General features: G+C 67.0%; 25 protein-coding genes. 11 read left to right on the top strand and 14 right to left on the bottom strand.

What is annotated here, in order from left to right:
• Window positions 1-16: 16 nt before the first annotated feature.
• Entirely contained in the window at window positions 17-1,474 is a 1,458-nt protein-coding gene (gene guaB, locus SM191_RS09645; RefSeq protein WP_307000243.1) for an IMP dehydrogenase, read from the bottom strand.
• 124 nt (window positions 1,475-1,598) lie between these two features.
• Between guaB and SM191_RS09640 the strand changes: the two genes are divergently transcribed.
• Both SM191_RS09640 and SM191_RS09635 read left to right on the top strand, forming a co-directional pair.
• On the top strand, window positions 1,599-2,573 hold the full coding sequence (locus SM191_RS09640) for an SPFH domain-containing protein (RefSeq protein ID WP_307000241.1): 975 nt from the start codon (window positions 1,599-1,601) through the stop codon (window positions 2,571-2,573).
• A complete protein-coding gene (locus SM191_RS09635) occupies window positions 2,570-3,016 on the top strand; it encodes an NfeD family protein (RefSeq protein ID WP_341506010.1) in 447 nt (148 codons plus the stop codon). Before SM191_RS09640 ends, SM191_RS09635 begins: the two co-directional genes overlap by 4 nt.
• A gap of 56 nt (window positions 3,017-3,072) precedes the next feature.
• Here the strand turns inward: SM191_RS09635 and SM191_RS09630 are convergent, their stop codons facing one another.
• Window positions 3,073-4,680 carry a phosphoenolpyruvate carboxykinase gene (locus SM191_RS09630; RefSeq protein ID WP_341506009.1) on the bottom strand — a complete coding sequence of 536 codons (1,608 nt, stop codon included), beginning with the start codon at window positions 4,678-4,680 and terminating at the stop codon, window positions 3,073-3,075.
• A 211-nt stretch (window positions 4,681-4,891) separates the two neighbouring features.
• Here SM191_RS09630 and SM191_RS09625 point away from each other — a divergent pair, with 211 nt between their 5' ends.
• From SM191_RS09625 to SM191_RS09595, 7 genes are read left to right on the top strand one after another with little or no spacing between them, the layout of a single operon-like run.
• Window positions 4,892-5,599, top strand: coding sequence for a response regulator transcription factor (locus SM191_RS09625; protein ID WP_341506008.1), 708 nt, complete (start codon window positions 4,892-4,894; stop codon window positions 5,597-5,599).
• A complete protein-coding gene (locus SM191_RS09620; protein ID WP_341506007.1) occupies window positions 5,568-7,133 on the top strand; it encodes a sensor histidine kinase in 1,566 nt (521 codons plus the stop codon). The genes SM191_RS09625 and SM191_RS09620 overlap by 32 nt, the downstream gene beginning before the upstream one ends.
• Window positions 7,130-7,579, top strand: coding sequence for an HPr kinase/phosphorylase (locus SM191_RS09615; protein WP_341506006.1), 450 nt, complete (start codon window positions 7,130-7,132; stop codon window positions 7,577-7,579). The genes SM191_RS09620 and SM191_RS09615 overlap by 4 nt, the downstream gene beginning before the upstream one ends.
• Complete coding sequence (gene rapZ / locus SM191_RS09610; RefSeq protein ID WP_341506048.1) at window positions 7,579-8,490, top strand: RNase adapter RapZ; 912 nt, start codon at window positions 7,579-7,581, stop codon at window positions 8,488-8,490. The genes SM191_RS09615 and rapZ overlap by 1 nt, the downstream gene beginning before the upstream one ends.
• Before the next feature lie 18 nt (window positions 8,491-8,508).
• Entirely contained in the window at window positions 8,509-8,916 is a 408-nt protein-coding gene (locus SM191_RS09605) for a PTS sugar transporter subunit IIA (RefSeq protein ID WP_267432723.1), read from the top strand.
• Window positions 8,913-9,185: an HPr family phosphocarrier protein gene (locus tag SM191_RS09600; RefSeq protein WP_341506004.1), complete on the top strand. Its 273-nt coding sequence runs from the start codon at window positions 8,913-8,915 to the stop codon at window positions 9,183-9,185. Before SM191_RS09605 ends, SM191_RS09600 begins: the two co-directional genes overlap by 4 nt.
• Window positions 9,185-9,997: a TrmH family RNA methyltransferase gene (locus SM191_RS09595; RefSeq protein ID WP_341506002.1), complete on the top strand. Its 813-nt coding sequence runs from the start codon at window positions 9,185-9,187 to the stop codon at window positions 9,995-9,997. The genes SM191_RS09600 and SM191_RS09595 overlap by 1 nt, the downstream gene beginning before the upstream one ends.
• Before the next feature lie 309 nt (window positions 9,998-10,306).
• On the opposite strand, the gene rmuC is transcribed toward SM191_RS09595, so the two are convergent.
• The 3 genes from rmuC to recR form a co-directional block, all read right to left on the bottom strand.
• Window positions 10,307-11,773: a DNA recombination protein RmuC gene (gene rmuC / locus SM191_RS09590; RefSeq protein WP_341506047.1), complete on the bottom strand. Its 1,467-nt coding sequence runs from the start codon at window positions 11,771-11,773 to the stop codon at window positions 10,307-10,309.
• Window positions 11,774-11,872: 99 nt separating this feature from the next.
• Complete coding sequence (def, locus tag SM191_RS09585) at window positions 11,873-12,394, bottom strand: peptide deformylase (RefSeq protein WP_307000223.1); 522 nt, start codon at window positions 12,392-12,394, stop codon at window positions 11,873-11,875.
• A 45-nt stretch (window positions 12,395-12,439) separates the two neighbouring features.
• Entirely contained in the window at window positions 12,440-13,036 is a 597-nt protein-coding gene (recR, locus tag SM191_RS09580; RefSeq protein WP_307000221.1) for a recombination mediator RecR, read from the bottom strand.
• Window positions 13,037-13,090: 54 nt separating this feature from the next.
• Here recR and fmt point away from each other — a divergent pair, with 54 nt between their 5' ends.
• Together fmt and truA are read left to right on the top strand one after the other, a co-directional pair.
• Window positions 13,091-13,996 carry a methionyl-tRNA formyltransferase gene (gene fmt / locus SM191_RS09575; protein ID WP_341505999.1) on the top strand — a complete coding sequence of 302 codons (906 nt, stop codon included), beginning with the start codon at window positions 13,091-13,093 and terminating at the stop codon, window positions 13,994-13,996.
• Complete coding sequence (gene truA / locus SM191_RS09570) at window positions 13,993-14,742, top strand: tRNA pseudouridine(38-40) synthase TruA (protein WP_341505997.1); 750 nt, start codon at window positions 13,993-13,995, stop codon at window positions 14,740-14,742. Before fmt ends, truA begins: the two co-directional genes overlap by 4 nt.
• Here truA and SM191_RS09565 read toward each other — a convergent pair.
• The 9 genes from SM191_RS09565 to smpB form a co-directional block, all read right to left on the bottom strand.
• A complete protein-coding gene (locus SM191_RS09565) occupies window positions 14,724-15,920 on the bottom strand; it encodes a class I SAM-dependent RNA methyltransferase (protein ID WP_341505996.1) in 1,197 nt (398 codons plus the stop codon). The genes truA and SM191_RS09565 overlap by 19 nt on opposite strands.
• A 4-nt stretch (window positions 15,921-15,924) precedes the next feature.
• Window positions 15,925-17,307, bottom strand: a complete 1,383-nt coding sequence (locus SM191_RS09560; RefSeq protein ID WP_341505995.1) for an NAD(P)H-hydrate dehydratase — start codon at window positions 17,305-17,307, stop codon at window positions 15,925-15,927.
• On the bottom strand, window positions 17,304-17,681 hold the full coding sequence (locus SM191_RS09555) for a hypothetical protein (RefSeq protein WP_341505994.1): 378 nt from the start codon (window positions 17,679-17,681) through the stop codon (window positions 17,304-17,306). The genes SM191_RS09560 and SM191_RS09555 overlap by 4 nt, the downstream gene beginning before the upstream one ends.
• Window positions 17,668-19,389, bottom strand: a complete 1,722-nt coding sequence (gene ilvD, locus SM191_RS09550; RefSeq protein WP_341505993.1) for a dihydroxy-acid dehydratase — start codon at window positions 19,387-19,389, stop codon at window positions 17,668-17,670. The genes SM191_RS09555 and ilvD overlap by 14 nt, the downstream gene beginning before the upstream one ends.
• A 199-nt stretch (window positions 19,390-19,588) precedes the next feature.
• A complete protein-coding gene (locus tag SM191_RS09545; RefSeq protein WP_445949839.1) occupies window positions 19,589-19,951 on the bottom strand; it encodes a response regulator in 363 nt (120 codons plus the stop codon).
• Window positions 19,952-19,982: 31 nt separating this feature from the next.
• Window positions 19,983-22,388, bottom strand: coding sequence for a hybrid sensor histidine kinase/response regulator (locus SM191_RS09540; protein WP_341505992.1), 2,406 nt, complete (start codon window positions 22,386-22,388; stop codon window positions 19,983-19,985).
• Window positions 22,389-22,463: 75 nt separating this feature from the next.
• Complete coding sequence (locus tag SM191_RS09535; protein ID WP_341505991.1) at window positions 22,464-24,521, bottom strand: M13 family metallopeptidase; 2,058 nt, start codon at window positions 24,519-24,521, stop codon at window positions 22,464-22,466.
• A 95-nt stretch (window positions 24,522-24,616) separates the two neighbouring features.
• Window positions 24,617-25,192, bottom strand: coding sequence for a DUF2062 domain-containing protein (locus SM191_RS09530; RefSeq protein WP_445949838.1), 576 nt, complete (start codon window positions 25,190-25,192; stop codon window positions 24,617-24,619).
• Window positions 25,192-25,671, bottom strand: a complete 480-nt coding sequence (gene smpB, locus SM191_RS09525) for an SsrA-binding protein SmpB (RefSeq protein ID WP_007403364.1) — start codon at window positions 25,669-25,671, stop codon at window positions 25,192-25,194. The genes SM191_RS09530 and smpB overlap by 1 nt, the downstream gene beginning before the upstream one ends.
• Between the last annotated feature and the right edge of the window lie 395 nt (window positions 25,672-26,066).

The following is a 26,066-nucleotide window of genomic DNA, read 5'->3' as shown; positions in this document are numbered from 1 at the left end:
GGACAGCCCCTTCAGGTCAGCGGGTCGGGTAATTGGGAGCTTCCCGCGTGATCGTCACGTCATGGACATGGCTTTCCTTCAGGCCTGCCCCCGTGATCTGGACGAACTGCGCCCGCTCGCGGAGGTCCTTGAGCGTCGCCGAGCCGGTATAGCCCATCGCCGCCTTGATGCCGCCGACCAACTGGTGGATGACGTCGCGCGCCGGGCCCTTATAGGCGACCTGACCCTCGATGCCCTCGGGTACCAGCTTCATCTGGTCCTTGATATCGCCCTGGAAATAGCGATCCGCCGAGCCCCGGCCCATCGCCCCGACCGAGCCCATGCCACGATAGGATTTATAAGCACGACCTTGATACAGGAACGTCTCGCCCGGCGCTTCCTCGGTGCCCGCCAGCAGCGAACCGACCATGCACGCCCCCGCGCCCGCCGCCAGCGCCTTGGCGAGATCGCCCGAGGTGCGCAGACCGCCATCGGCGATCACCGGGACGCCCGACTTCCAGCCTTCCTCGGCGCAGTCCATCACGGCGGTCAACTGCGGTACGCCCACGCCCGCGACGACGCGGGTGGTGCAGATCGAGCCCGGCCCAATCCCGACCTTCACCGCATCCGCACCCGCGTCGATCAGCGCACGGGTGGCGGCGGCGGTGGCGACGTTGCCCGCGATCACCTGCACCGTGTCGGACAGCTTCTTGGCCGCCTCGACCGCACGCGCCACGTCGCGGTTATGGCCGTGCGCGGTGTCGATGATGACGCAGTCCACCTCCGCTTCGATCAGCGCGCGGGTCCGCTCGAAACCCTTCTCCCCCACCGTCGAGGCGGCGGCGACGCGCAGGCGACCGGCGGCGTCCTTGGTCGCCGACGGATAGGTGACCGCTTTTTCGATGTCCTTGACGGTAATCAGGCCGACGCAGCGATAGCTTTCATCGACGACCAGCAGCTTCTCGATCCGCCGCCCATGGAGCAGGCGGCGCGCTTCGTCCTGGCCGACCCCGACCTTGACGGTCGCCAGGTCCTCATGCGTCATCAGTTCGGAGACGGGCTGTTGCGGGTTCTCGGCGAAGCGCACATCGCGGTTGGTCAGGATGCCGACCAGACGCCCGTCGAACTCGACGACGGGAATGCCGCTGATCCGGTGGCGCGCCATCAGCGCCTGCGCCTCGGCGAGCGTCGCGGTGGGCGAGATGGTGATCGGGTTGACCACCATGCCGCTCTCGAACCGCTTGACCTGGCGGACAGCAGCGACCTGCTGTTCAAGCGTGAGGTTGCGGTGCAGCACGCCCATGCCGCCAAGCTGCGCCATGACGATCGCCATGTCGGCCTCGGTCACGGTATCCATCGCCGCCGACAGGACGGGGATGTTGAGCGCGATCGAGCGGGTCAGTTGCGTGCGCGTGTCGGCGGTGCTCGGCAGAACGTCGGACTCCTGGGGCACGAGGAGCACGTCGTCGAAGGTGAGGCCGAGGCGGATATCCATGGGGCTGCCAATCCTGCGGAGGGAACAAGTGGCGGGCCATGTAACCAAAGCGAACCGTTCCCGCTAGGCCCTTGCTGCACCGCCATGCTAGAATGCCGATCAGACAGATATGGGGGAGCCGTCCATGGGCCTGATCATCGCCGCACTCGCGGTCCTGCTGGTGCTGATGTACCTGATGATGTCGATCAAGATCGTCCGCCAGGGTTACCAATACACGATCGAGCATTTCGGCCGCTATACCGGCACCGCCATCCCCGGTTTCAACTTCTACCCCGCCTTTTTCTACCGCGTGGGGCGCAAGGTGAACATGATGGAGCAGGTGATCGATATTCCGGGGCAGGAAATCATCACCAAGGACAATGCGATGATCTCCACCGACGGGGTCGTCTTCTTCCAGGTGCTGGACGCGCCCAAGGCGGCCTATGAGGTGTCGGACCTGTATGTCGCCTTGTTGAACCTCGTCACCACCAATTTGCGCACCGTCATGGGATCGATGGATCTGGATGAAACCCTATCCAAGCGCGACGAGATCAATGCGCGGCTGCTCAATGTGGTCGATCACGCGACCACGCCATGGGGCGTGAAGATCACCCGCGTCGAAATCAAGGACATCCGTCCGCCGGTCGACATCGTCAACGCCATGGCCCGCCAGATGAAGGCCGAACGCGAGAAACGCGCCAATATCCTCGAGGCGGAAGGCTCGCGCGCGTCGGAGATTCTGCGCGCCGAGGGGCAGAAGCAGGCGCGCATTCTGGAAGCCGAGGGTCGCCGCGAGTCGGCCTATCGCGACTCCGAAGCCCGCGAACGCGCCGCCGAGGCCGAAGCCAAGGCGACCCGCGTCGTGTCCGAAGCGATCGAGTCGGGCGGGACACAGGCGATCAACTATTTCATCGCGCAGAAATATGTCGAGGCGGTCGGCAAGTTCGCGACCAGCCCCAATGCCAAGACGATCCTGTTCCCGGTCGAGGCGACCCAGTTGATCGGCACGCTGGGCGGGATCGGCGAACTGGCCAAGGAAGCGCTTGGCAATAACAAGTCCGACACCGCCACCCCGCGCGTGACCACCAAGCCGGGGCCGTTCGACCAGTCGCCGTCGTGACGATCGGAGAACTCGACCCTGCCGCATTGTGGCTGGCGGCGGGCCTGGCGCTCGGTATCGCCGAGCTGCTGGTGCCGGGGGTATTCCTGATCTTCCTTGCCGTCGCCGCGGGGGTGACGGCGCTGACCACATGGGCGCTGCCGGACCTGCCGATCGGACTGCAACTCGCCGATTTCGCGGTGTGGAGCGTCGTTTGCGTGGTGATCGGGCGGCGCTGGTATCGGGATTTTCCGGTGGAAAGCGACGCGCCGGTCTTGAATGCGCCCGCGCTGCGACTGCGGGGGCAGGTCGTTACCGTCACGACGCCGATCGTCGGGGGCGAGGGTCGGGCGCGGTTGGGCGATAGCGAGTGGCCGGTGCGTGGGCCGGACGCGGAAAGCGGAACCCGGTTGCGCGTCGCGCATATCGATGGCGGGGTTTTGTTGGTCGAGCCTTTAGACTGAGGCTGGCGGTGGGCCAAGGGAGGACGCCAACCACAAGCGCCCTCCCCTACGACAAATTACGCCGCCACCGTCACCTTCGGCGCCGCCGCGCGAACGCCTTCGTCGACATGGCTTGCGAACTGCTGAAAATTCTCGTTGAACAGATCGACCAGCTTGGCCGCCGTCGCGTCATAGGCGGCCTTGTCGGCCCAGGTGTCGCGCGGGTTCAGGATCGCCGGATCGACGCCCGGCACCGCAACCGGCACCTGGAAACCGAAATTCGGATCGATGCGGAACTCGGCCTGGTTCAGGCTGCCGTCGAGCGCGGCGTTGAGCAGCGCGCGGGTCGCCTTGATCGGCATGCGGTTGCCGACGCCGTATTTGCCGCCGGTCCAGCCGGTATTGACCAGCCAGCAATCCACGCCGCCCTTCGCGATCCGCTCCTTCAACAGATTGCCATAGACCGACGGATGACGCGGCATGAACGGCGCACCGAAGCAGGTGGAGAAGGTCGCATCCGGCTCGGTCACGCCGATCTCGGTGCCCGCGACGCGCGCGGTATAGCCAGACAGGAAGTGATACATCGCCTGTTCGGGGGTCAGCTTCGCGATCGGCGGCAGGATGCCATAAGCGTCCGCCGTCAGCATCACGATGTTGCGCGGCACGCCCCCCATATTGTCCTTCGACGCATTGGGGATGAAGTCGATCGGGTACGCCCCCCGGCTGTTCTCGGCCAGGCTGTTGTCGTTCAGGTCGAGTTGGCGCGTGACCGGGTCCATGACGACATTCTCCAGCACCGTGCCGAAGCGCTTGGTCGTCGCGAAGATTTCCGGCTCCGCCTCGGGCGACAGGCGGATCATCTTGGCATAGCAGCCGCCCTCGAAATTGAAGACCGCCGTGTCCGACCACCCATGCTCGTCGTCACCGATCAGCGTACGGCTGGCATCCGCCGACAGCGTCGTCTTGCCGGTGCCCGACAGGCCGAAGAACACCGCCGTCGACCCGTCCGCGCCCATGTTGGCCGAACAGTGCATCGGCATCACGCCCGTCGCCGGCAGAAGATAGTTGAGCAGGCCGAAGACCGACTTCTTCATCTCGCCCGCATAGCGGGTGCCGCCGATCAGGATCAGCTTCTCGGTCATGTTGACCGCGATGACGGTCGAGGAACGACAGCCATGACGCGCGGGGTCGGCGCGGAAGCTGGGCAGGTCGATGATCGTATAGTCGGCGACGAACTTGCGCAGTTCATGCTCTTCCGGGCGGACCAGCATCGTGCGGATGAACAGATTATGCCAGGCCAGCTCGTTGATGACGCGCACGCGCACCCGGTGCTCGGGCTGCGATCCGCCATAGAGATCCTGGACGAACAGATTTTCCTTCTGGCCGAGCGCGGCGAAGAAATCGGCCTTCAGCGCGGCGAAGTCGTCGGGGCTCATCGGCTTGTTGGTCTTGCCCCACCAGACGGTGTCGCGGGTCTCGTCGTCGCGGACCATGAACTTGTCCTGCGCCGAACGCCCGGTGTGCTCGCCCGTCTCGACCACCAGCGGGCCGTCCGCCGACAGCTTGCCCTCACCACGCGCCACGGCGGTCTCGATCAGCCGCGCGGTGACCAGGTTCCAGTGGAGCGTCGCGCGGGTCTCGATCCCCTGCGCCTGCAAACCGATTTCCGGAATCCGTTCGTCCATAAGAGCTTCCTCGTTCCCCAGGGCGCCGGTCGCGATGGGCCGGGCGCCGTTTCTCACCGCATGCGAATACGTATGCGCTGCACGATCCATAGCGCGTTTGTTTAACACGTCAAACAGGTGGATACGCAAAGACGGTTGAGCCGTGTCCCGCTTTGGCTTAACCGAGGCGCATGGCGGTTCCTTCGCATGACAATGGTCCGGGGTTGATCGCATGACGGCGACGATCGCACTGGTCGATGACGACCGTAACATCCTGACATCCGTATCGATCGCGCTTCAGGCAGAGGGGTTCGTCACGCGAATCTATGCCGATGGCGAAGCGGCGTTGAAGGCGCTGATCGACAATCCCCCCGATCTGGCCATCTTCGACATCAAGATGCCGCGCATGGACGGGCTGGAACTGCTCCGCCGCCTGCGCGAGAAGAGCCAGATCCCGGTGATCTTCCTGACCAGCAAGGATGACGAGCTGGACGAGGCGCTGGGCCTGGCGATGGGCGCGGACGATTATATCGCCAAGCCCTTCTCGCAGCGGCTGCTGATCGCGCGCATCCGCGCGATCCTGCGCCGGTCGGAATATGTCGGCACGCCGCAAGGGACGCCTGCCACCGACGCACAGGGGCCGCTGACCCGTGGCGCGCTGGCGATGGACCCGGCGCGGCACCGGGTGACGTGGAAGGGCGAACCCGTCACCCTGACCGTCACCGAATTCCTGATCCTGGAGACGCTGGCCCAGCGCCCCGGCATCGTGCGCACCCGCAACCAGTTGATGGATGCGGCCTATCAGGACGACATCTATGTCGACGACCGCACGATCGACAGCCATATCAAGCGCCTGCGCCGCAAGTTCCGACAGGTAGACCCCGAATTCGACGCCATCGAGACGCTCTATGGCGCCGGCTACCGATTCTCCGAGGAGTGAAGCCCCCGACCTGGCGTTGCGCTGGTCGGGCCAGATTTCGCTGACCCAGCGGATTCTGGCGATCAACATCTTCGCCCTGTTGTTGCTCGCCGGTGGCTTCTTCTATCTCGACTCCTACCGCGCGAGACTGCTCGACAATCGCGTCGCCCAGTCGTTGCGTGAGGTTCGCCTGATGGGCGAGGCGTTGACCTCGGTACGGAGCGAGGAGCGCGACCGGCTGGTCACGCGGCTGGCGCGGGATACGGGCGCGCGGGTCCGGTTGTTCGACGCCCGCGGACGGCTGGTCGGCGACAGTCGCGCGCTGGGCATCCGCAATGTCGTGCTGCGCGATCCCGACAAGCAGGACCTGGGGCAGTCGATCGCGCGCTTCCTCGACGCCGGGATCGATACCGTCGTCGGCGCCGCCCGCCCCCCGCTCTACCGCGAGCGGCGCCAAGGCGCGGAATGGCCCGATGTCCGCGCGGCGCGGGCGGGGCGCATCTCCGCCTCGGTCTGGCGCGCACCCGACCGGACCCCCGTCATCACCGCCGCCGCACCCCTGCCCAGCGGCGGCGCGATCATGGCGACCGAGAATGCGCGCTTCATCACCGAGACGGTGCGGATCGAGCGGTTCCGGTTGAGCGTCCTCCTCGCGCTGGTCGCACTGATCTCGGTGCTGTTGTCGCTGTTCCTCGCGCGTACCATCGTCCGTCCGTTGCGGCGACTGGCGCGCGCCGCCGTCCGCGTCCGGCTGGGGCGCGCGCGGGAGGTCGTGGTACCCCGCCTGCCGGATCGTCGCGACGAACTGGGAATGCTCGCCCGCGCGCTGTCCGACATGAGCCTGGCCCTGCGCGCCCGGATCGACGCGACCGAGGCCTTCGCCGCCGACGTCACACATGAGCTCAAGAACCCCCTCGCCTCGCTCCGCTCCGCCGTCGACACGCTGGAGACGGTCCACGACCCCGATCTCCAGGCACAGTTGCTGGCGATCGTCCGCGACGATGTGCGGCGGCTCGACCGGCTGATCACCGACATATCCGATGCCTCGCGGCTGGACGCCCAGTTGAGCCGAGCAAAGTTCGATCCGGTCGATCTCCACGCCCTGCTCGCCGGGCTGATCGACCAGCGCGAGGCGCGTGGGGTCGAGCGTGGCATCCGCCTGCGCTTCGACGCCACCGAACCCGGCCCAGCGATCATCGCGGGCGAGGGCGCGCGGCTGGAGCGGGTGTTCGAGAATCTGATCTCCAACGCCCTGTCCTTTTCCCCCGACGAAGCGGTCGTCGCAATCAGCCTGTCGCGCGAACAGGACGATCTGGTCGTCCGGGTCGAGGATGAAGGCCCCGGCGTTCCGGAAGAGGCGCGCGAGGCGATCTTCCGCCGTTTCCACTCGATCCGCCCCAGTTCGGAAGGGTTCGGCCAGCATTCGGGGCTGGGCTTGGCCATCGCGCGCACCATCGTCGAGGCGCATCAGGGCCGCATCCATGTCGAATCGCGCGAAGACCGGTTGAGCGGCGCGCGCTTCGTCGTCCGCCTGCCGCTCGCCCCCGTCCTGTGATCGGGGACGCGCCATCCGCCGGAGCGGGCGAACTGGTCCACGCGACCTGCATCGCGATCGGCGATGTCGGGTTGTTGCTGTGCGGACGATCGGGCGCGGGCAAGTCGGATCTTGCCCTGCGTCTCATCGATCGGGGGGCAATCCTGGTCGGCGACGACTATGTCCGGGTCGATGCTCTGAACGGACGCCTTCACGCGACCGTCCCGGATACGATCGCCGGACTGATCGAGGTTCGCGGCGTCGGGATCGTCACCTTGGCGCATCGCCGTGCGACCACCATATCCTTCGTGATCGACCTGAGCGCCGAGGCCGAAGACCGCTTGCCCGAGCCCGCCCAAAGGGTCATCGCAGGCGTCACACTTCCGCTCTACAGGCTGAACCCCTTCCCCGCTTCGGCCCCGATCAAGGTCGAATTACTGGCCAAGCGTCACAAGGACCGTCCGTGATGGATCGCAAACGCATATTGTTGGTCACCGGCATGTCCGGCGCCGGCACCTCCACCACGCTGAAGACGCTGGAGGATCTGGGGTGGGAGGTGGTCGACAACCTGCCGCTCTTCCTGCTCGACGGTCTGCTGGAAGCCGCACCGCCGCGCGGCATGGAGGGCAAGAACCGTCCGCTTGCGATCAGCATCGGCGTGCGCACCCGCGACTTCGCGCCCGAGCACATCGCCCAGAGCATCCGCCGCCTGAACGAGAGCCCCAGTCTGGCGATCGAGACGCTGTTCCTCAATTGCGGCGGTGAGGAACTGAAGCGCCGTTATGCCGAGACGCGCCACCGCCACCCGCTGGCGATGGACCGCGCCGCCGATGACGGGATCGCGCATGAGCGCACCCTGCTCGCTCCCTTGCGCGACATGGCCGACCGGCTGCTCGACACGACCAACATGACCAGCAACGATCTGGGCCAGTGGATCCGCGCCAACTACGCGGTCGAAGGGCTGAGCGAGCCCGTGTTGACCGTCATGTCCTTCGGCTTTTCCAAGGGGCTTCCGCGCAACGCCGACCTGGTGTTCGACATGCGCTTCCTGCGCAATCCGCACTGGTCCGCCGAGCTGCGTCCCGGCACCGGGCGGGATCAGGGCGTGATCGACTATATCCGCCAGGACCCCGCCTATGAAACCACGCTCGGCCAGATCGAGGCGTTGCTGGAAACGCTGGTCCCCCGCTACATCGCGTCGGGCAAGTCCTATATCACCATCGCGATCGGGTGTACCGGAGGGAGACACCGCTCCGTCCATGTCGCCGAACGGATCGCGGGACGGTTGCGCCGGGACGGTTTTTCCCCCACGGTGGTACATCGTGATTTGAGTGCCGTGCCGAAAGACTCACTGGAAGCCGGGCCGGCCAAGCAATGATGGATATGCGTGTCTGACATGATCGGTCTGGTTCTGGTGACGCACGGGCGGCTCGCCGATGAGTTCGTGACCGCGATGATTCATGTGGTCGGCCCACAGGAACGGATCGCGACCATCGCGATCGGGCCCGAGGACGATATGGAGGAACGCCGCGCCGACATCGCCGCCGCCATCGGCACGGTCGATGCGGGGCGCGGCGTGATCGTGCTGACCGACCTGTTCGGCGGCACGCCCTCCAACCTCGCCATCTCGCTGATGGAGCGGGGCCGGGTCGAGGTGATCGCGGGGATGAACCTGCCGATGCTGATCCGCCTGGGTTCGGCGCGCAAGTCGATGCAGGTGGTCGACGCCGTCGCCGCCGCGCGCGAGGCGGGGCGCAAATATATCTCGGTCGCCTCGGAAGTGCTGGGCGAGGCCGCCGCATGACGGAGCAGACGCGGACCGTCGTCATCACCAACCGCCGCGGCCTTCATGCCCGCGCCAGCGCCAAGTTCGTCACCCTCGCCTCCAGCCAGCCCTGCGAAGTGCGGGTCGGCAAGGACGGCAGCATGGTGACGGGCACCTCGATCATGGGCCTGATGATGCTGGGCGCCGCGATGGGCGACACCATCACGATCAGCGCCGAAGGCGACGGCGCCGGTGAGACGGTCGAGGCGCTGGTCGCGCTCGTGGAAGCGAAGTTCGGCGAAGACTGATGCCCCGCGAGATTACCGCTTATTCCAACCCGCTGATCAAGTGGGCCCGCGACCTGCGCGACAAGCGCCACCGCAAGCAGTCGCGCCAGTTCCTCGCCGAGGGCCTGCGCATCCTGACTGAGGCGCGTGAGACGGGGCGCCTGCCCACACTGCTGTTCTATGCCAAGCCGTCAGCGGGCCATCCGCTGGTGCGCGAACTGATCGACGCGGTCGAAGCGTCGGAGGGCGAGGCGATCGAGACGACGCCCGACATCCTGTCCAAGCTGTCCGGCAAGGACAATCCGCAGGCGGTCGTCGGGGTGTTCGAGGAACTCGCGGTCACGCTCGACGCGCTGGACCGGTCGTCCTCGGGCATCTGGCTGGTGGCCGAACGCTTACGCGATCCGGGCAATCTGGGGACCATATTGCGCACCGGGGATGCGGTCGGCGCGGGCGGCCTGATCCTGATCGGCGAATGCGTCGACCCCTTCTCGGTCGAGGCGGTGCGCGCCAGCATGGGGGCGCTGTTCACCGTGCCGATCGTGCGTTGTGAATGGCGGGCTTTCCTCGACTGGCTGCGCCAGGGGCCGGGGCAATTGGTCGGCCTGAGCCTCGACACCGATTCGGATTACCGGGCGGCGCGTTATGCGGCTCCGACGTTCCTGCTGACCGGTAACGAGGCACAGGGGATGCCGGACGACTATGCCGCCGCCTGCGATACGCTGGTCAAGATCCCGATGCTCGGCAAGGCGGACAGCCTCAACGCGGCGGTCGCGACGGCGGTGATGGCCTATGAGGTGCTGGCCCAACAGGGTGGCGCAAAGGCGGGCTGACCGCCATTCCCGACTTCCGTGCGGTCGAAGCGAAGCCGAAGGCCGCGCCCTGCCCTAACCGCGACCGCAATCCCATGCACTTCGACTTCGCTCAGTGCGAACGGCGGTTGGGGAATGCCGGGCATTTCGAGTGTGGCGACCGGACGATGCGAAAGCCCGTGTAGCCATCCCCCACCCCCCGTTCAGCCTGAGCGAAGTCGAAGGCCGCGCCCCGCCCTGACCGCAGGCGCAATTTCGTGCCCTTCGACTTCGCGCATGCGACCGGCGGTCGCTATCGCGGACCCGAGCCCCCCGAACCGTCGACGGAGGTCAGGAAACCTCCGCCCCCTCGCCGCCATCCGTCAATTCGGCGACCGGCATCAGCTTGGTCAGCGGGCGCGTCGCCTGTTCACCGATCGGGGGCTGTTCGATACTCTTGCCGCCAGTGTCGATGTTCAAGGCCTCGAACCGCCGCGCGCTGGTCAGCACCTGACTCTCCAGGCTGCCGACAAAGGCGTTATAGGCCGTCATCGCCGTGTCGAGATTCTTGCCCAGTTTCGACACATGCCCGCCCATCACCGCGAGCCGCGCGTAAAGCTCCTTGCCCAGCGCGCCGATCTGCCGCGCTTCCTGCGCCAGCTTTTCCTGCCGCCACACCGCCGCGACCGTGCGGGCGATGGCGATCAGGTTGGTCGGGGTCGCCAGCAGCACCCGCTTGTCGAACGCGAAGTCCCACAGGGTCGGGTCATGCTCCAGCGCCGCCGACAGGAAATGCTCGCCGGGGACGAACATGATGACATAGTCGGGAGCGTCCTCAAACTGGTTCCAATAGCTCTTATTGCCCAGGCCGTTGACATGCGCGCGCATCGCGGCGGCGTGGCGCGACAGGCCCGCCAGCCGCTCGACCTCGTCGACCGCGCCGAAGGCATCCTGATAATCGTTGAGCGACACCTTGGCATCGATGACCAGCGCCTTGCCGCCCGGCACGCGCACGATCGCATCGGGGCGGAGCCGCCCGCCCTCGCCGTCCGCCACGCTGACCTCGGTCTGAAAATCGGCATGTTCCGACAGGCCGCAGCTTTCCAGCACGTTGCGCAACTGCTGCTCGCCCCAGCGGCCCCGCGCCTTGGGCGCATTGCGCAGCGCGTTGACCAGCTTGGCCGCTTCCCCCGAGACGCGCTCCTGCCCGATCCGCATCGCCTCGATCTGGCCCTTCAACTCGCCGAAGGCGTCGCGGCGTTCGTCCTCGACCTTGCGCACACCCTCCTCATAGCGTTGCAGCCGCTGATGGACCGGGTCGAGCAGTGCCTTGAGCGTTTGCCCCGACGCTTCCTCCGACTGGCGGAACCGCGCCTCGGCACGTTCGAGGAACTGGCGCTGCGCGACTTCCAGCGCCCGCGCCGCCGCTTCGCCGAATTGCGTGTTGATCTGTTCGCGCGCCTTGCCCAGCGCCTCCAGCGTCAGGGCATGCGCCGCCTCGCGTTCCTGCGCGCGCGCCTGTAATTCCGCCAGTTCGCGCAGCGCGGCGTTGCGCTCCGCCTCGACCGCGTCGCGCGCCGCCCGGATCACATCCAGATCGGCGGCGCGGCCCCGCAATTCGGCCAGTGCCTGTAACGCCTCGCTCTTGTCGCGCTCGGCGACATCGCGGGCGGCTCGCAGCGGATCGACCTCCGCCGCGCGGGCCTTCGCGGCGGCCAGTTCGGCGGCGAGGCTATCGGCGGCACGCTTCGCGGCCAGCCAGCCGGCCAGCCCCCCGACCAGGAGCGCCAGAAGCGCGACGACGATCAATTCGGGCATCATGTAAACCTGTCAGAACCAAGGACAGGTCGGAACATAGAACGAACGATCGGCATCGAACAGGGGCAATCGCCCCTGCCCCGATCATCCCATCGGGGATCAGCCCTTGCGCAGCTTGGTCAGCTTGCGCATCAGCATGTCGCGCTTCAACCGGCTGACATGATCGATGAACAGCACGCCGTTCAGATGGTCGATCTCATGCTGCATGCAGGTGGCGAGCAGGCCATCGAGCTCGGCCTCATGTGCCTCGCCCTTTTCGTCCAGCCACTTGACCTGGCACTTGGCCGGGCGCTTCACCTCGGCATATTGCTCGGGGATCGACAGGCAGCCCTCGTTATAGGTTGATAGCTCTTCGCTGACCGACAGGATTTCGGGGTTGATATAGGCGCGCGGGTTCTTGACCGGCTTGCCCTCCTCATCCTCTTCCTCCTGAAGATCGATAACCAGCACGCGCTTGTCGACGCCCACCTGGATCGCGGCCAGCCCGATGCCGTGCGCGTCGTACATGGTGTCGATCATGTCGGTGACGAGCTGACGGATCGAGTCATCGACCGCCTCCACGGGCTTGGAGACGAGACGCAGGCGGGGGTCGGGAACTTCGACGATCGGAAGAATGGCCATGACGGTTTCGCTACGGTGCGGGCCGTGGACCGTCAAGACGGCGCATCAGACCACCGGACGCCGCGCCCGCAACGCCTGTGCCAGCGTCCCTTCGTCCAGATAGTCGAGTTCGCCCCCGACCGGCAGGCCGTGCGCGAGTTGAGTCACACGGACCGGAAAGCGTTCGATCCGCTCGGCGATGTAATGCGCGGTGGTCTGGCCCTCCAGCGTGGCGTTCATGGCGAGCACGACCTCGTCGATCCCGCCTTCCTCGATCCGGCGGACCAGCGCGTCGATCGCCAGATCCTCGGGCCGGATGCCCTCGAGAGCCGACAACCGTCCGCCCAGCACATGGAAGCGCCCTGGAAACAGCCGCGACCGCTCCAGCGCCCACAGGTCAGCCACCTCCTCGACGACGCACAGCGCGCCCGCGTCGCGCCGGGGATCGACACAGATGGCGCAAGGATTGGCGGTGTCGATATTGCCGCATACGGCACAGGTTTCCAGCCGCTCCTCCACCGCCGCCAGCGCCGTCAGCAACGGGGTCAACGCCGCCTCGCGCTTCTTGAGCAGGTGCAGAACCGCGCGCCGGGCCGAGCGGGGGCCAAGGCCGGGAATACGCGCCAGCGCCTGGGTCAGCGCCTCGATCTCGGGGGATGCCATGACGAACAGATAGGGGGTTGCGCGCCGTCCCGCCAGCGAAGAGAGACATGCGCCATGCGGATCATCTTCATGGGTACGCCGGGCTTCGCCGTCCCGGTTCTGGAAGCGCTGGCACGGGCCGGACACGAGATCGTCGCCAGCTATAGCCAACCGCCACGCCCCGGCGGGCGACGCGGGCGGCAATTGGTGGCGTCGCCCGTGCAGCAGGCGGCGGAGGCGCTGGGCATTCCGGTCCTGACCCCGGTCAGCTTGCGCTCATCCGAGGAACAGGAGCGTTTTGCGGCGTTCGGGGCCGATGTCGCGGTCGTGGCGGCCTATGGCCTGATCCTGCCGCCGCCGATCCTGGCCGCGCCGCACCTGGGGTGCCTGAACGTCCATGGCTCGCTGTTGCCCCGGTGGCGTGGCGCGGCGCCGATCCAGCGGGCGATATTGGCGGGCGATGCGGTGACCGGCGTCGGGATCATGCAGATGGAGGCGGGGCTCGACACCGGTCCGGTGCGGCTGGAGGGATCGACTCCGATCGGGAACAAGACCACCGGTGAACTGATCGAAGAACTCGCCGCCATGGGGGCCGAACTGATGGTCCGCGTGCTTGCCGATCCGGAGCGCTATCCGCCCCGCCCCCAGCCGGTCGAGGGCGTCACCTATGCCAGCAAGATCGACAAGGCCGAGACGCGGTTCGACTTTACCCGAAGCGCGGTCGAACTGGAGCGACAGGTCCGCGCCTTCCACCCCGCCCCCGGCGCGTGGCTGGAATATCAGGGGGAGCGGATCAAGGTCTTGTCCGCCGAGGTCGAGGACGGGGCGGGCCCCGCTGGTGAGGTGCTGGACGACCGGTTGGCCATCGCCTGTGGCGACGGTGCGATCCGCCCCGTCACCGTCCAGCGTGCCGGGCGCGGCGTGTCGAGCGCGGAGGATCTGCTGCGCGGCTTTCCGATCCCGGCGGGCACCCGGCTTTGACGCGCTTCGCCCTGACGGTGGAATATGACGGGCGGCCCTTCATGGGCTGGCAACGCCAGTCCCACGGGCCCAGCGTGCAGCAGACGCTGGAGGACGCGATCCATGCCGTGACGGGCGAGCGGACCACCGTCCATGCGGCGGGCCGGACCGATGCGGGGGTCCATGGGCTGGCGATGCGCGCGCATGTCGATATCGCCAAGCCGATCGCGCCCTTTCGGCTGATGGAGGCGATCAACGCCCGCGCCCGGCCTGCGCCGGTGGCAGTCTTGAATTGTGTCGAGGTCGCGGACGACTGGCACGCGCGCTTCTCGTGCATCCGCCGGTCCTATGAATATCGCATCGTCAACCGCCGCGCACCGCTGACCTTCGAGGCGGGGCTGGCGTGGCAGGTGCCTCAGCCGCTGGACGAGGCCGCGATGGCTCAGGCCGCTGTGCATCTGGTCGGGCGGCACGACTTCACCACCTTCCGCTCGGTCCATTGCCAGGCGGACAGCCCGGTGCGCACGCTCGACCTGTTGTCGGTCGAGCGGGACGGCGCGCGCCTTTATATCCGCGCCGCCGCCCGCTCCTTCCTGCATCATCAGGTGCGGTCGATGGTCGGATGCCTGGCGCTGGTCGGCATGGGCCGCTGGTCGCCCGACGATGTCGCGACGGCGCTGGCGGCGCGCGACCGCGCGCAACTGGGGCTCAATGCGCCGTCCGACGGGCTGTTCTTCGTGGCGGCGGATTACCCGGACGCGGGCTGACGCACGAAGCTGGCCGCCAGTTCGACATGGGTCGACCAGCGGAACTGCCCCACCGGCTGCACCCATTGCAGTTGCCAGCCCTGATCGACCATCGCCTTGGCATCGCGGGCGAAGCTCGCCGGGTTGCACGAGACATAGGCGACGGAACGGACATCGGCGCTGGCCAGCGCATCCGCCTGATCCCGCGCGCCCGCACGCGGCGGGTCGAGGACGATCGCGTCGAACCGGTCCAACTCCGCCTTGGTGAGCGGGCGACGATACAGGTCGCGATGCTCGGCGAAGACCGGGCGGTGCTGCGCATTGGCCGCACCCTTCAGCGACAGGATCGCGTCCCGCGCGCCCTCCGCCGCATAGACCTTGCCCGGCAGCGCGAGCGCGAAGGTGCCCAGCCCGGCGAACAGATCGGCGGTGGTGCGTGGCTGGCCCACCGCTTCGCGCACGGCGGCGACCAGGGCCGCCTCGCCATCGGGCGTCGCCTGAAGGAACGCACCGGGCGGCAGGGGAACGGCGACTCCGCCCAGGGTGATGGTCACCGGCTCCGGCTCCCACCGCGTCTCCGCACCCAGCCCGTCATCGACCGAGAAGCGCGCGACGCCGTGCCGCTCGCAAAAGCCGATGATCGTCTCCGCCGCTTCCAGCCCATCGGGCGAGAAATTGGTGACGAGCACGTCCGCGCCCTGATCGGCCAGCGCCAGATGAACATCACCCCGCCGCTTGAACCCCAGACGCTGCAACAGCCCCCGCAAGGGTGCCACCAGCGCGAACAGTTGGGGATCGAGGATATGGCATTCGGCGATATCGACGATCGCGTGGCTCTTCTCTTCCGAAAAGCCGATCAGCACGCGCCCCCCCTTGGCCTCGGCATGCAGTGTCGCCCGCCTGCGACTGCGCGGCGGCGAAAGATGCGCCGGGCGAAGCGGGGCGGTCAGCCCTTGCGCGTCCAGCGCGGCGGCGATGCGGTCGGTGACGAAGCCCGCATAGCTTTCGTTGTCCAGATGCTGGAGCTGACACCCGCCACAGCGGGGGAAATGGCCGCAAGGCGGCGTCTGGTGATGCGGGCCGGGGATGACCGCGCCGTCCGCCGACAAGGTATCGCCGGGCGCGGCAAAAGCGGCATGTCGACCATTCTCGGTCACGCCATCGCCTCGGGCGGCGACGCGGATGATGATATCGTTCATGCGATCAGCCTCTGACGGCGGAAAGCGCTTCTGCCAAGTCGTCCGCGATGAAAGCCGCGCTACAGGCCCGCGCCGCCTGCGCATGAAGCCACACCCCCGCCTCCGCCGCCGCGAGCGGCTCCAGCCCCGCCGCCAGCATCGCGCCGACCGCCCCGGCCAGCACATCGCCGGTCCCGGCGGTCGATAGCCAGGGGCTCGCCTCGGGGCAGAGGATCGCGCGGCCATCGGGGGCGGCGATGACGGTATCGGCGCCCTTATGGACAATGACCGCCCCGCTGCGTTCGGCAGCGCGCAAAGTGGCGGTCAGCTTACCCTCGGGCATCTCGCCGAACAGATGCGCGAATTCGCCGCCATGGGGGGTCAGGATCTTGGGGCCGTCATGCCGGTGCAGCGCCTCGATATCGACCAGCCGCAGCGCATCGCCGTCGATCACCAAAGGCCGCCCGCTCGCCAACGCGGTCTCCAGCCGTTCCTGTGCATCCTCATCCCGGCCCAGCCCCGGCCCGATCACCACCGCCCCGATCCGATTCTCACCCAGTGCATCGCGGGTAAAGGCCCGACGGACAATAGCATGCGGATGCGCGGAGCCACTCGGCGGATCGGAGGACAGATGCAGGACATAGCCCGCCCCGGCGCGCAACGCCGCCATCGCGGCCAGTTCGGATGCGCCCGACATGCTGCCCGCCACGATCGCCACCATCCCGCGACTATATTTGTGCGAAGCGGCGTCGGGCCGGGGCAAATCGGGCTTCCTCATCACGCGGATTTTCGCATCCACCGCGACGCCGATCTCGATCAACCGAACCTGCCCCATCAGCGCGGCGGCGGGCTGGAGCAGGTGCGAGGGTTTGACCGCGCCCAGCGCCAGCGTCACGTCGAAGCCGGGCACATCGCCCAACGGCGTGCCATCGTCGCTGGCGACCCCGCTCGGCAGGTCGACCGCGATGGATAGCCACGCCGCCGATACCAGTCGGCGTAAGGCCGCCTGAACCACCGCATCGGGAGCGCGCGACAGCCCGGTCCCGAACACCGCGTCCACCACCACGGGCGCGGGTTCGGCATCGGCCATGGCTTCGACGGTACCGTTCCAGACCGCCCTGGCACGACGCGCGCCGTCGCTGCGCGGCTCTCCGCTCGCAGCCACCCGGACGCTCAAGCCCTGCCGCTGCAATGCCGCCGCCGCGATATAGCCGTCCCCGCCATTATTGCCGGGGCCGCAGAGGATCAGTGTCTCACGTCCCGCCGCCAGCCGCGCCACCGCGCGGGCTATCCCTTCCCCGGCGCGCTGCATCAGGTCCGCCTCGGACACACCCCCGGCCATGGTCCGGCCTTCGGCCGCGCGCATCTGTGCAGCGGTCAGGACGGGTGCGCCGTCGACCGGGATCATCGCGCGCCGACCGTCGCGGGGAGGCGGTATCGGTCGTCACCGACCCTAACCTCGATCTGATCGCTGCCCGCAACGCCGACCTCGGCGGGCAGTGCGCCATCGGCACTGGCCACACCGTTCCCGTCCTGCGTCACCCGCAGCCGCCGAAACCCGCCATCGGCATGACGCAGCGTCAGGATCACGCCCGCCCCCGCGGCGGACTGCTCGACGGTGCAATCCCGGCGAAAGGCCTGAGCCCCCGCCAGCGCGCAATCGATCGACAGGCCGGGCTTCTCGGCGGCGGCAGGGGTGTCGGACTGCTCCCCCCCCTGCCCACCCGAACAGCCGGCCAGCGCCAGGGCACCGGCCAGCCAGCGGGGATCAGATATCCGCATAGACATGGCGCTCGCACTTGGCGCCGGGATGGGTGACCGCGCCCTGATGCGCGGGGCCGACATTCTGGGCATAGCGCCACAACACGCCCGACTGGTAATCGTTCACGCGCGGGGTCCAGCGGGCGCGGCGCTCGTCCAGCACCGAGGGTTCGACTTCCAGGTCGATCGTCCCGGCTTCGGCATCGATGCGGATGAGATCGCCATTCTCGACCAGCGCGATCGGGCCGCAATCCGCCGCCTCGGGGCCGACATGGCCGATGCAGAAGCCGCGCGTGGCACCCGAGAAACGACCATCGGTGATGAGCGCGACCTTCTCGCCCAGCCCCTGTCCATAAAGTGCGGCGGTGGTCGACAGCATCTCGCGCATGCCGGGGCCGCCCTTGGGCCCTTCATAGCGGATGATGATGACCGAACCCTCGGCGATGTCGCGCGCCTCGACGGCGGCGAAGGCCTCTTCCTCGCAATCGAAGACGCGGGCGACGCCCTCGAACTGGAGGCGCTTCATGCCCGCCACCTTCACGATCGCCCCCTCGGGCGCCAAGCTGCCGCGAAGACCCACCACGCCGCCGGTCGGCGACAGCGGCGTCTTCACGTCATAGATGACCTTCTGGTCGGGGTTCCAGGTGATCTCGTCGATATTCTCGGCCAGCGTCTTGCCGGTCACGGTCATGCAGTCGCCGTGCAGGAAGCCCCCCGCCAACAGCGTCTTCATCAGCATATAGACGCCGCCCGCCTCGTACATGTCCTTGGCGACATAGCGGCCACCGGGCTTCAGGTCGGCGATATAGGGGGTGGTCTTGAAGATCTCGGCCACGTCGAACAGGTCGAAGTCGATTCCCGCCTCGTTCGCCATCGCGGGCAGGTGAAGCCCCGCATTGGTCGAGCCGCCCGTCGCCGCCACGACACGCGCGGCGTTTTCAAAGGCTTGGCGGGTGCAGATGTCACGAGGGCGCAGGTTGCGCGCGACCAGTTCCATCACCTGCTCGCCCGCCGCCTCGGCAATGCCGTGACGGTCGAGGAAGGGCGCGGGCATCATGTTGCTGTTGGGCAGCGACAGGCCGATCGCCTCGCCGACGCACGCCATGGTGTTGGCGGTGAACTGGCCACCGCAGGCACCGTGGCCGGGGCAGGCGACCTTTTCGAGCGCAATGAGGTCGTGGAGCGGACAATTGCCCGCCGCATGCTGGCCCACCGCCTCGAACACGTCGACCACGGTGACGTCGCGGTCATGGTGCCGACCGGGCAGGATCGAACCGCCATAGACGAAGATCGACGGCACGTTCAGTCGCAGCATCGCCATCATCATGCCGGGCAACGACTTGTCGCACCCGGCAAAGCCGACCAGCGCGTCATAGCAATGGCCGCGCACCGACAGTTCGACCGAATCGGCGATGACCTCGCGGCTGACCAGCGAGGACTTCATGCCCTGATGGCCCATGGCGATGCCGTCGGTCACGGTGATGGTGTTGAAGCGGCGCGGCATGCCGCCGCCCCGGATCACCCCGCCCTGCGCGGCATCGGCCTGCGCATCCAGCGTCGTGTTGCAGGGCGCGGAATTGTTGCCCGCACTCGCCAGCGCGACGAAGGGCTTGGCGATATCCTCTTCCTGGATACCCATAGCATAATAATAGCTGCGATGCGGCGCACGCTCCGGGCCCACGGAAACGTGGCGGGACGGCAGGCGGGACTTGTCGAATTGGCGTGTCATGACGCAGGCCTATGTCGCGAGACGGCCCTTTGACGCAAGCAAATTTCGTCGCAATAGGTTTCGACGGTCCTGCCCGGTAGGTCGGTAACAGGCCGAAGGTTTGGCAAAGGGGGCTTCCTCAGCGGAGCCCTTTGTGGCGACGCCCCTCCACCACCGCTTCGCGGCGGTCCCCCTCCCCATCGATGATGGGGAGGATTTTTTAGAGGGAACCCAGCGCCTTGGCCACGCCGTCCATGGTGAACGGCTTTTGCAGGCGCGGGCGGTCACGAAAGCGTTCGTCGACCGATTCATCCGATCCGCCGGTGGCGAAGACGAAGGGTACGCCACGTTCCGCCAACGCTTCGGCGACCGGGGTGCTCTTCTGGCCGCCGCGCAGGTTGACGTCGAGGATGGCCGCGTCGATACCGCCCTGAGCCACCCGGGCCAGCGCGTCATCGACGCTGTCGACGGTGCCCGCGACCTGTTTGTCGAGGACGTCCAGGAAATCCTCGAGCATCATGGCGATAAGGGGTTCGTCCTCGACGATGAGGATCTGCACGGGCTCTGTCATCGGCACCGCCATATCATGCTTTGCGCCATCCGCCAGCCGCTTGTTACGATCCGCCGTCCCGCGAGAGCGCGGCCTGCGTCGCCTCGGCCAGTTGCTGGACCGAGAAGGGCTTGGGCAGGAAGCCGACATTGGGCAACGTGATCGACTTGCGAAGCTGCTCCTCGGCATAGCCCGACATGAACAGCACGGCGAGGTCGGGATAGCGTTTGCGGACGAGACCGACCATGGTCGGGCCGTCCATCGTCGGCATCACCACGTCGGAGATCAGCAGATCGGGCTTGCCATGCTTGTCGAGCATCTCCAGCGCCGCTTCGCCATTTTCTGCCGCGATCACCGTATAGCCCTGGCGCGACAAGGCCCGCTCCGCAACGGCGCGGACCATATCCTCATCCTCGACCAGCAATATGGTCCCCGACCCCCATGGCGTCGTCGCGCGCGCCGCCGGTTTTTCCGGGATCGCCCTGGCAGTCGGCATGGCGGGCGCGGCATGGACGGGCAGGTATATCGAGAATTTGGCACCCCCACCCGGCGGCGAATCGGCGAAGATATAGCCGCCCGACTGTTTGATGATGCCATAGACGGTCGACAGGCCCAGCCCGGTGCCCTTGCCCAGTTCCTTCGTGGTGAAGAAGGGCTCGAAGATCTTGGGCAGGATTTCGGGCGGTATGCCCGTCCCGTTGTCGCTGATGATCAGCGCGGTGTAATCGGCGGCGGGCAGGATGTCGTTGTTCAGCGCGCGCGCATCCGCCATCGACACCGCCCGCGTCTGGATGGTCAGGATACCGCCGCCCGCCGGCTCATTCTCCAGGATCGCGTCGCGCGCATTGACCGCCAGATTGACGACGACCTGCTCCAGCTGCCCCGGATCGGCGCGCACCGGCCCCAGATTGCGGCCATGGGTGACATCCAGCCGCACCCGCTCGCCAAGCAGTCGCTTGAGCAGGTTCGATACCTCGGAGACGACATCGGGCAGTTGCAGGATCTGGGGGCGCAGCGTCTGTTGCCGTGAGAAGGCCAGCAACTGCCGCGTCAGGCTGGCCGCACGGTTTGAATTGGTGCGGATCTGCTGGATATCGTCATAGTCGCTGTCGCCGGGCGCATGGCGCATCAGCATCAGGTCGCAATGCCCGATGATCGCGGTCAGGATATTATTGAAGTCGTGCGCGACGCCGCCCGCGAGCTGGCCGACCGCCTGCATCTTGGTCGCCTGTGCCACTTCGCGCTTCAGGCGGCTCTCCTCCGAATTGTCCTTGAGGCTCAGCAACACCGCCGCATCGCCCAGCCCCCGCGCGCCCGCGATGGTCAGCGCCACCGGCTCCTCGGGATGGTCCTTCAGGCGGACCGCCATGTCGGCGCTGTGGGTCGCGCCCCCGGCGAAGCGCCGGATCGCATCGGCGACCGCCGCCTTGTCCTCGCGCACCACCAGATCGCCGGGATAGAGCGGCGGGGTCGTTCCCTTCACCCCGGCGGCGCGCATGAAGGCGGAGTTCATCTGGATGAAGCGCCCGTCCCGATCGACCAGGGCGATGCCGAAGGGCATCAGCGAGACGAGCCCCCGCACATGGCTGCCCGCACTGGCCCCGGCGGGAGCCACGAGCTGCTCCTCCTCGTCGAGCAGCACGACCAGCATCGGCGCGCCCTCCCCCTCGACGAAGGGGATTTGCAGGATGCGCAAGCGACGACCGTCGCCCTTGCCCAGTTCGGCGGCGAAGCGAACCTGCCCGCCGGGATCGTGCATCAGGAAGGTCGCGAAGTCGCGGCCGACGATCGACATCATCTCGCCGCCCATGGCGCGGGCGCACAGCACGCGGTTGGCGGCACGCACCCGGCCATCGGGGGCGATCAGCGCCGCCATGATCCCCGCCGCGCCCAGCCGGTCACCCTGGATACCGCCGATCAGCCGCTCGACCGTCTCGGCCAGATCCTGTTCCTGCGCGACCGCGAAACGCCAGACGAGCAGGTCGGCCTCGTCGCCTGCCCGCGTCACCAGCACCGACAATTCGGTCCCCATCACCGCGATCCGGTCCGCCCGGCCCAGCCCGTCGCGCCACGCCGCCCGACCGGCCCGTGCCAGCGCCTCCACCGAGGGCGCGTCCAGCGGCACGCCGGGCGGCGTCGGCATCATCGGGAAGAGCGAGGCATAGGCGTCGTTGGCGCAGACCAGCCGCCCGGCCCGGTCGGTCACCGCGATCGCATCATGGCTGGCATCGGCAACGACCCGCGCGAAATCCCAGTCGACGCTCCGCCGCGTCTGCTCGACCCTGGGGGTCAGGATGCGCCAGACGAGGACCAGTCCGAAGGCTAGCAGGGCGGCGGCGAGGAAACCCGCCGCGACGATCCAGTTGCCGATCGCCAGGAAGAGCAGAGCCGCCGCCCCCACCCCGCTGACCAACGAGACGAGGCCCGCGATACGGACCGGGGTAAATCTTTCGGGAGACGCGATCGCCATGATGAAACTCTTCATCCGGCGACCCGGCATGGGTCAAGCGCGATCCTGCGCCCGAACGCGTCTCCCGACAGGACTTTACCAGATCCGCACGCGTTGCTCGGGGGTCAGCGCCATCTTGTCGGTCGGCTGGACCTTGAAGGCGGCATACCAGGGATCGAGGTTGCGGACCGTCAGCACCCGCTGATGCCCCGGCGAGTGCGGATCGGACAGCAGAGCCTGTTGCAGCGCGGGTTCGCGCCACTTGGTCCGCCACACCTGCGCCCAGCCATAATAGAAGCGCTGGTCGCCGGTCGTGCCGTCGATCACCGGTGCGGGCTTGCCGCCCAGCGACTTGTGATAGGCATCGAGCGCCACCGTCAGCCCCGCCAGATCGGCGATATTCTCGCCCAGCGTCAGGCCGCCCTGGACATGCTGGCCGGGCAGCGGCTCGTAACCGTCATATTGCTTCACCAGCGCATCGGTAAAGGTCTTGAACCGCGCCACGTCCTGCTCGGTCCACCAGTCGGTCAGCTTGCCGGTCGCATCATATTTGCGGCCCTGATCGTCGAAGTGATGGCTGATCTCATGCCCGATCACCGCGCCGATACCGCCATAGTTCACCGCCGGATCGGCCTTGGGATCGAAGAAGGGCGGCTGGAGGATCGCCGCCGGGAACACGATCTCGTTCATCGGCGGGTTGGCATAGGCGTTGATCGTCATCGGCGTCATGAACCATTCGCCGCGATCGATCGGCTGTCCCAGCTTGTTCAGGTCACGCTGGAACTCGAAGGCATTGGCGCGGGCGACATTGCCGACCAGATCGCCGCGCTGGATGGTCAGCGCGGAATAATCCTTCCACTTGTCGGGATAGCCGATCTTGGGGGTGAAGGCGGCGAGCTTCGCCAGCGCCTTCTGCTTGGTCTCGGGCGCCATCCATTCCAGGTTACGCAGCCGGTCGCCCATCGCCGCGATCAGGTTCTTGACCAGCGCGTCGGCGGCGGCCTTCGATTCCGGCGGGAAATATTTGGCGACATATTGCTTGCCGACTTCCTCGCCCAGCCCTTCGGAAACCAGGCCCACGCCGCGCTTCCACCGGGCCTGCTGCTGCGGCGTGCCCGACAGGGTGGTGCCGTAAAAGGCGAAGTTGGTCTTGTCGAAATCGCTGGACAGATAGCTGGCATAGCTGCGCAGCACCTTGAGCATCGCATAGTCCTGAAGGACGTTCAGCGGCGTCTCGCTATAGATCTTGGCCTCGCCGGTGATCGCGCTGGGCTGCGACACCAGATAGGCCGGGCGGCCCGCGACGCCCAGCGTCTCCATATATCGCGCCCAGGGAAAGCCGGGCGCCTTGGCGGTGAAGTCCGCCGCCAGCCACTTGTTATAGGTCTTGTCCGCGTCGCGGCTTTCGATCCGGGTCCAGTGGACGTTCGCCAGCGCCTTTTCGAAGTTGAACACGGCGGCGGCACGCGCCTCGGCATTCTGTTCGCCCGCCAGCGTCAGCATCCGGGCGAGATAGGCCTGATAGGCGGTGCGGATCGTCGCCAGCTTGGCGTCGTCCTTCAGATAATAGTCGCGATCGGGCAGGCCCAGGCCGCTCTGGCCGAAATTGGGAATATAGGTGTCGGGCGCCTTGTCGTCCTGGCCGATATAGACACCGAAGGGCGAACCGACGCCCTGACGCTGAAGCTTGGCGATTTCGATCGCCAGCGCGTCGCGATCCCTGGTCGCGCGAAGCTGGTCGAGCCAGGGCTTGACCGGGGTCACACCCTTCGCATTGACCGCCGCCTCGTCCATGAAGCTGGCGTAGAAGTCCCCGGCCTTGTTCCCCGGCTGCTTTGCCGCGGCATCCAGGATGGTGCGGGTCTGCTCCAGCGAGCGGTCCTGAAGGACGTGGAACATGCCATAGGAGGAACGGTCGGCGGGGATCGTCGTCGCCTTGTACCAGGTGCCGTTCGAATAATCGAAAAAGTCGTCGCCCGGCTTCACCGCGGTATCGCGACCCGCCATGTCGAAGCCGAAGTCCCCGATCTCGGGGCCGGTCTTGGCATTGGGCTTGACCGGACCGACGGCGGCCTTGTCGACCGGGTTCTTCGTTTGGGCGATGGCGGGGGAAATGGCGGTCGTGAGGAGTGCGGCGATCAGCAGAGAGCGCATCGGAATTCCCGAAAAGGATATGGATGACGCTGTTGTAGCGAGCCGATACGCCCAGTCAAACCGTTAGAAACACGCGTCGAAGCGCGATACCGCTATCAAATCGCAGGCGATCTCAGACGGTTACGCCACTTGCGCGCGATCCACAGCCGCCAGCCGAGCGCCGAGGCCGCATAGCCGACCACCGCGCATCCGCCGGTCAGGACGCAGAGGCCCAGGCCGAAGGCCGGGCCCTGCTCCCACAACCAGTGAAAGGCGCTGAACGCCCATTGCAGCCAGCCGGTCGCCGCCTCGGCCACGGGCTGGGTGTTGAGCGGCGTCTCGCTGCGGAGCAGGAAGGTGCCGATGCGATAGGCGATCAGCCACAGGATCGGCGTGGTCAGCGGATTGGTGATGAAGGTGGTCAACGCCGCGACCGGCACATTGGCGCGGAACGGCAGCGCGAAGACGGCGGCGATGGCGATCTGCGCCACCGGAAACAGGAAGCCCGCCACGACGCCCAGCGCCACGCCGCGCGGCACCGACCGCCGGGTGAAGCGCCACAGCTCGGGCGCGAGCACGCGGTGCGCGACCGGCCGGAGCAGCCGGTTCTTCTCCATCGAATCGCGGGTCGGCATGTTGCGCCGGACCCAGGCCATGGATCGGCCCCACAGGGTGGGCACGGCCGAGGCCATCAGCCGCGATCGCGCAGGATACGGCCCTGCTCACGCTTCCAATCGCGTTCCTTGATCGAGTCGCGCTTGTCGTGCGCCTTCTTGCCCTTCGCCAACGCCAGCTCCACCTTCGCGCGACCGCGCGAGTTGAAATAGATCATCAGTGGCACCAGGGTCATACCCTCGCGCGCCACCGCACCGTGCAGCTTGTTTATTTCGCGCTCATGAAGGAGCAATTTACGCGGGCGCTTCGCTTCGTGGTTGAAGCGGTTGCCATGGCTGAATTCGGGCACGTTGGAATTGACCAGCCACACCTCCTCGCCGCGCACCTCGGCATAGGATTCGGCGATCGAGCCCTCGCCGAAGCGGAGCGACTTCACCTCGGTCCCGGTCAGGGCGATACCGGCCTCATAGGTCGTCTCGATGGCATAATCGAAGCGGGCGCGCCGGTTCTCGGCGACGATCTTCTTCTTGTCGAATGTCTGGGGTTTCGGGCGCATGGATGGGCCGATGTAGGCGCTCGAACCGAACATGAAAAGCCGCTGTTCGGCCTTTGTCTCGTTTCCGGAATGGAACGGTCAGCGCTTGCGACGACCGCCCAGCGGAATCTTCAGCCGGATCATCGCCCGGTTGCGGGGACCAATAGACATTCAGGCGGCACAATCTTTGTTCCTCCCCTGCAAGGGGAGGGGGACCATGCGAAGCATGGTGGAGGGGTGTAACCAGCCGTGAGTTTGGTCCACCTCTCCAACGGGGACACCCCTCCGTCAGACCTTCGGCCTGCCACCTCCCCTTCCAGGATTCCTCTGCGAAACGTCTGGCAATGAGGATGGTTGAGTGATTCACTGTGCGGGCAGGAGGGCATGGTGATGGTCGAGCAGCGATTGCTGGTGGA

The organism is Sphingomonas sp. 2378 (genome assembly GCF_038084995.1).
Taxonomy (GTDB): Bacteria; Pseudomonadota; Alphaproteobacteria; order Sphingomonadales; family Sphingomonadaceae; genus Sphingomonas.
Note: the sequence above shows the minus strand (reverse complement) of the source record. Positions and strands in the feature narration are given on the sequence as shown.

Bases quoted from the DNA above. Each gene is read 5' to 3' on its own strand.
- SM191_RS09535 (WP_341505991.1), bottom strand. From the start codon at position 24,521: ATGCGCTCTCTGCTGATCGCCGCACTCCTCACGACCGCCATTTCCCCC.
- SM191_RS09560 (WP_341505995.1), bottom strand. From the start codon at position 17,307: ATGATCCCGGTCGACGGCGCACCCGTCCTGACCGCTGCACAGATGCGC.
- guaB (WP_307000243.1), bottom strand. From the start codon at position 1,474: ATGGATATCCGCCTCGGCCTCACCTTCGACGACGTGCTCCTCGTGCCC.
- SM191_RS09595 (WP_341506002.1), top strand. From the start codon at position 9,185: ATGCCCCGCGAGATTACCGCTTATTCCAACCCGCTGATCAAGTGGGCC.
- rmuC (WP_341506047.1), bottom strand. From the start codon at position 11,773: ATGCCCGAATTGATCGTCGTCGCGCTTCTGGCGCTCCTGGTCGGGGGG.
- ilvD (WP_341505993.1), bottom strand. From the start codon at position 19,389: ATGACACGCCAATTCGACAAGTCCCGCCTGCCGTCCCGCCACGTTTCC.
- SM191_RS09540 (WP_341505992.1), bottom strand. From the start codon at position 22,388: ATGGCGATCGCGTCTCCCGAAAGATTTACCCCGGTCCGTATCGCGGGC.
- SM191_RS09545 (WP_445949839.1), bottom strand. From the start codon at position 19,951: ATGGCGGTGCCGATGACAGAGCCCGTGCAGATCCTCATCGTCGAGGAC.
- SM191_RS09565 (WP_341505996.1), bottom strand. From the start codon at position 15,920: ATGAACGATATCATCATCCGCGTCGCCGCCCGAGGCGATGGCGTGACC.
- SM191_RS09640 (WP_307000241.1), top strand. From the start codon at position 1,599: ATGGGCCTGATCATCGCCGCACTCGCGGTCCTGCTGGTGCTGATGTAC.
- recR (WP_307000221.1), bottom strand. From the start codon at position 13,036: ATGGCATCCCCCGAGATCGAGGCGCTGACCCAGGCGCTGGCGCGTATT.
- rapZ (WP_341506048.1), top strand. From the start codon at position 7,579: ATGGATCGCAAACGCATATTGTTGGTCACCGGCATGTCCGGCGCCGGC.
- SM191_RS09530 (WP_445949838.1), bottom strand. From the start codon at position 25,192: ATGGCCTCGGCCGTGCCCACCCTGTGGGGCCGATCCATGGCCTGGGTC.
- def (WP_307000223.1), bottom strand. From the start codon at position 12,394: ATGGCCATTCTTCCGATCGTCGAAGTTCCCGACCCCCGCCTGCGTCTC.
- SM191_RS09625 (WP_341506008.1), top strand. From the start codon at position 4,892: ATGACGGCGACGATCGCACTGGTCGATGACGACCGTAACATCCTGACA.
- SM191_RS09555 (WP_341505994.1), bottom strand. From the start codon at position 17,681: ATGCGGATATCTGATCCCCGCTGGCTGGCCGGTGCCCTGGCGCTGGCC.
- SM191_RS09620 (WP_341506007.1), top strand. From the start codon at position 5,568: ATGGCGCCGGCTACCGATTCTCCGAGGAGTGAAGCCCCCGACCTGGCG.
- SM191_RS09630 (WP_341506009.1), bottom strand. From the start codon at position 4,680: ATGGACGAACGGATTCCGGAAATCGGTTTGCAGGCGCAGGGGATCGAG.
- SM191_RS09600 (WP_341506004.1), top strand. From the start codon at position 8,913: ATGACGGAGCAGACGCGGACCGTCGTCATCACCAACCGCCGCGGCCTT.
- fmt (WP_341505999.1), top strand. From the start codon at position 13,091: ATGCGGATCATCTTCATGGGTACGCCGGGCTTCGCCGTCCCGGTTCTG.
- SM191_RS09605 (WP_267432723.1), top strand. From the start codon at position 8,509: ATGATCGGTCTGGTTCTGGTGACGCACGGGCGGCTCGCCGATGAGTTC.
- smpB (WP_007403364.1), bottom strand. From the start codon at position 25,671: ATGCGCCCGAAACCCCAGACATTCGACAAGAAGAAGATCGTCGCCGAG.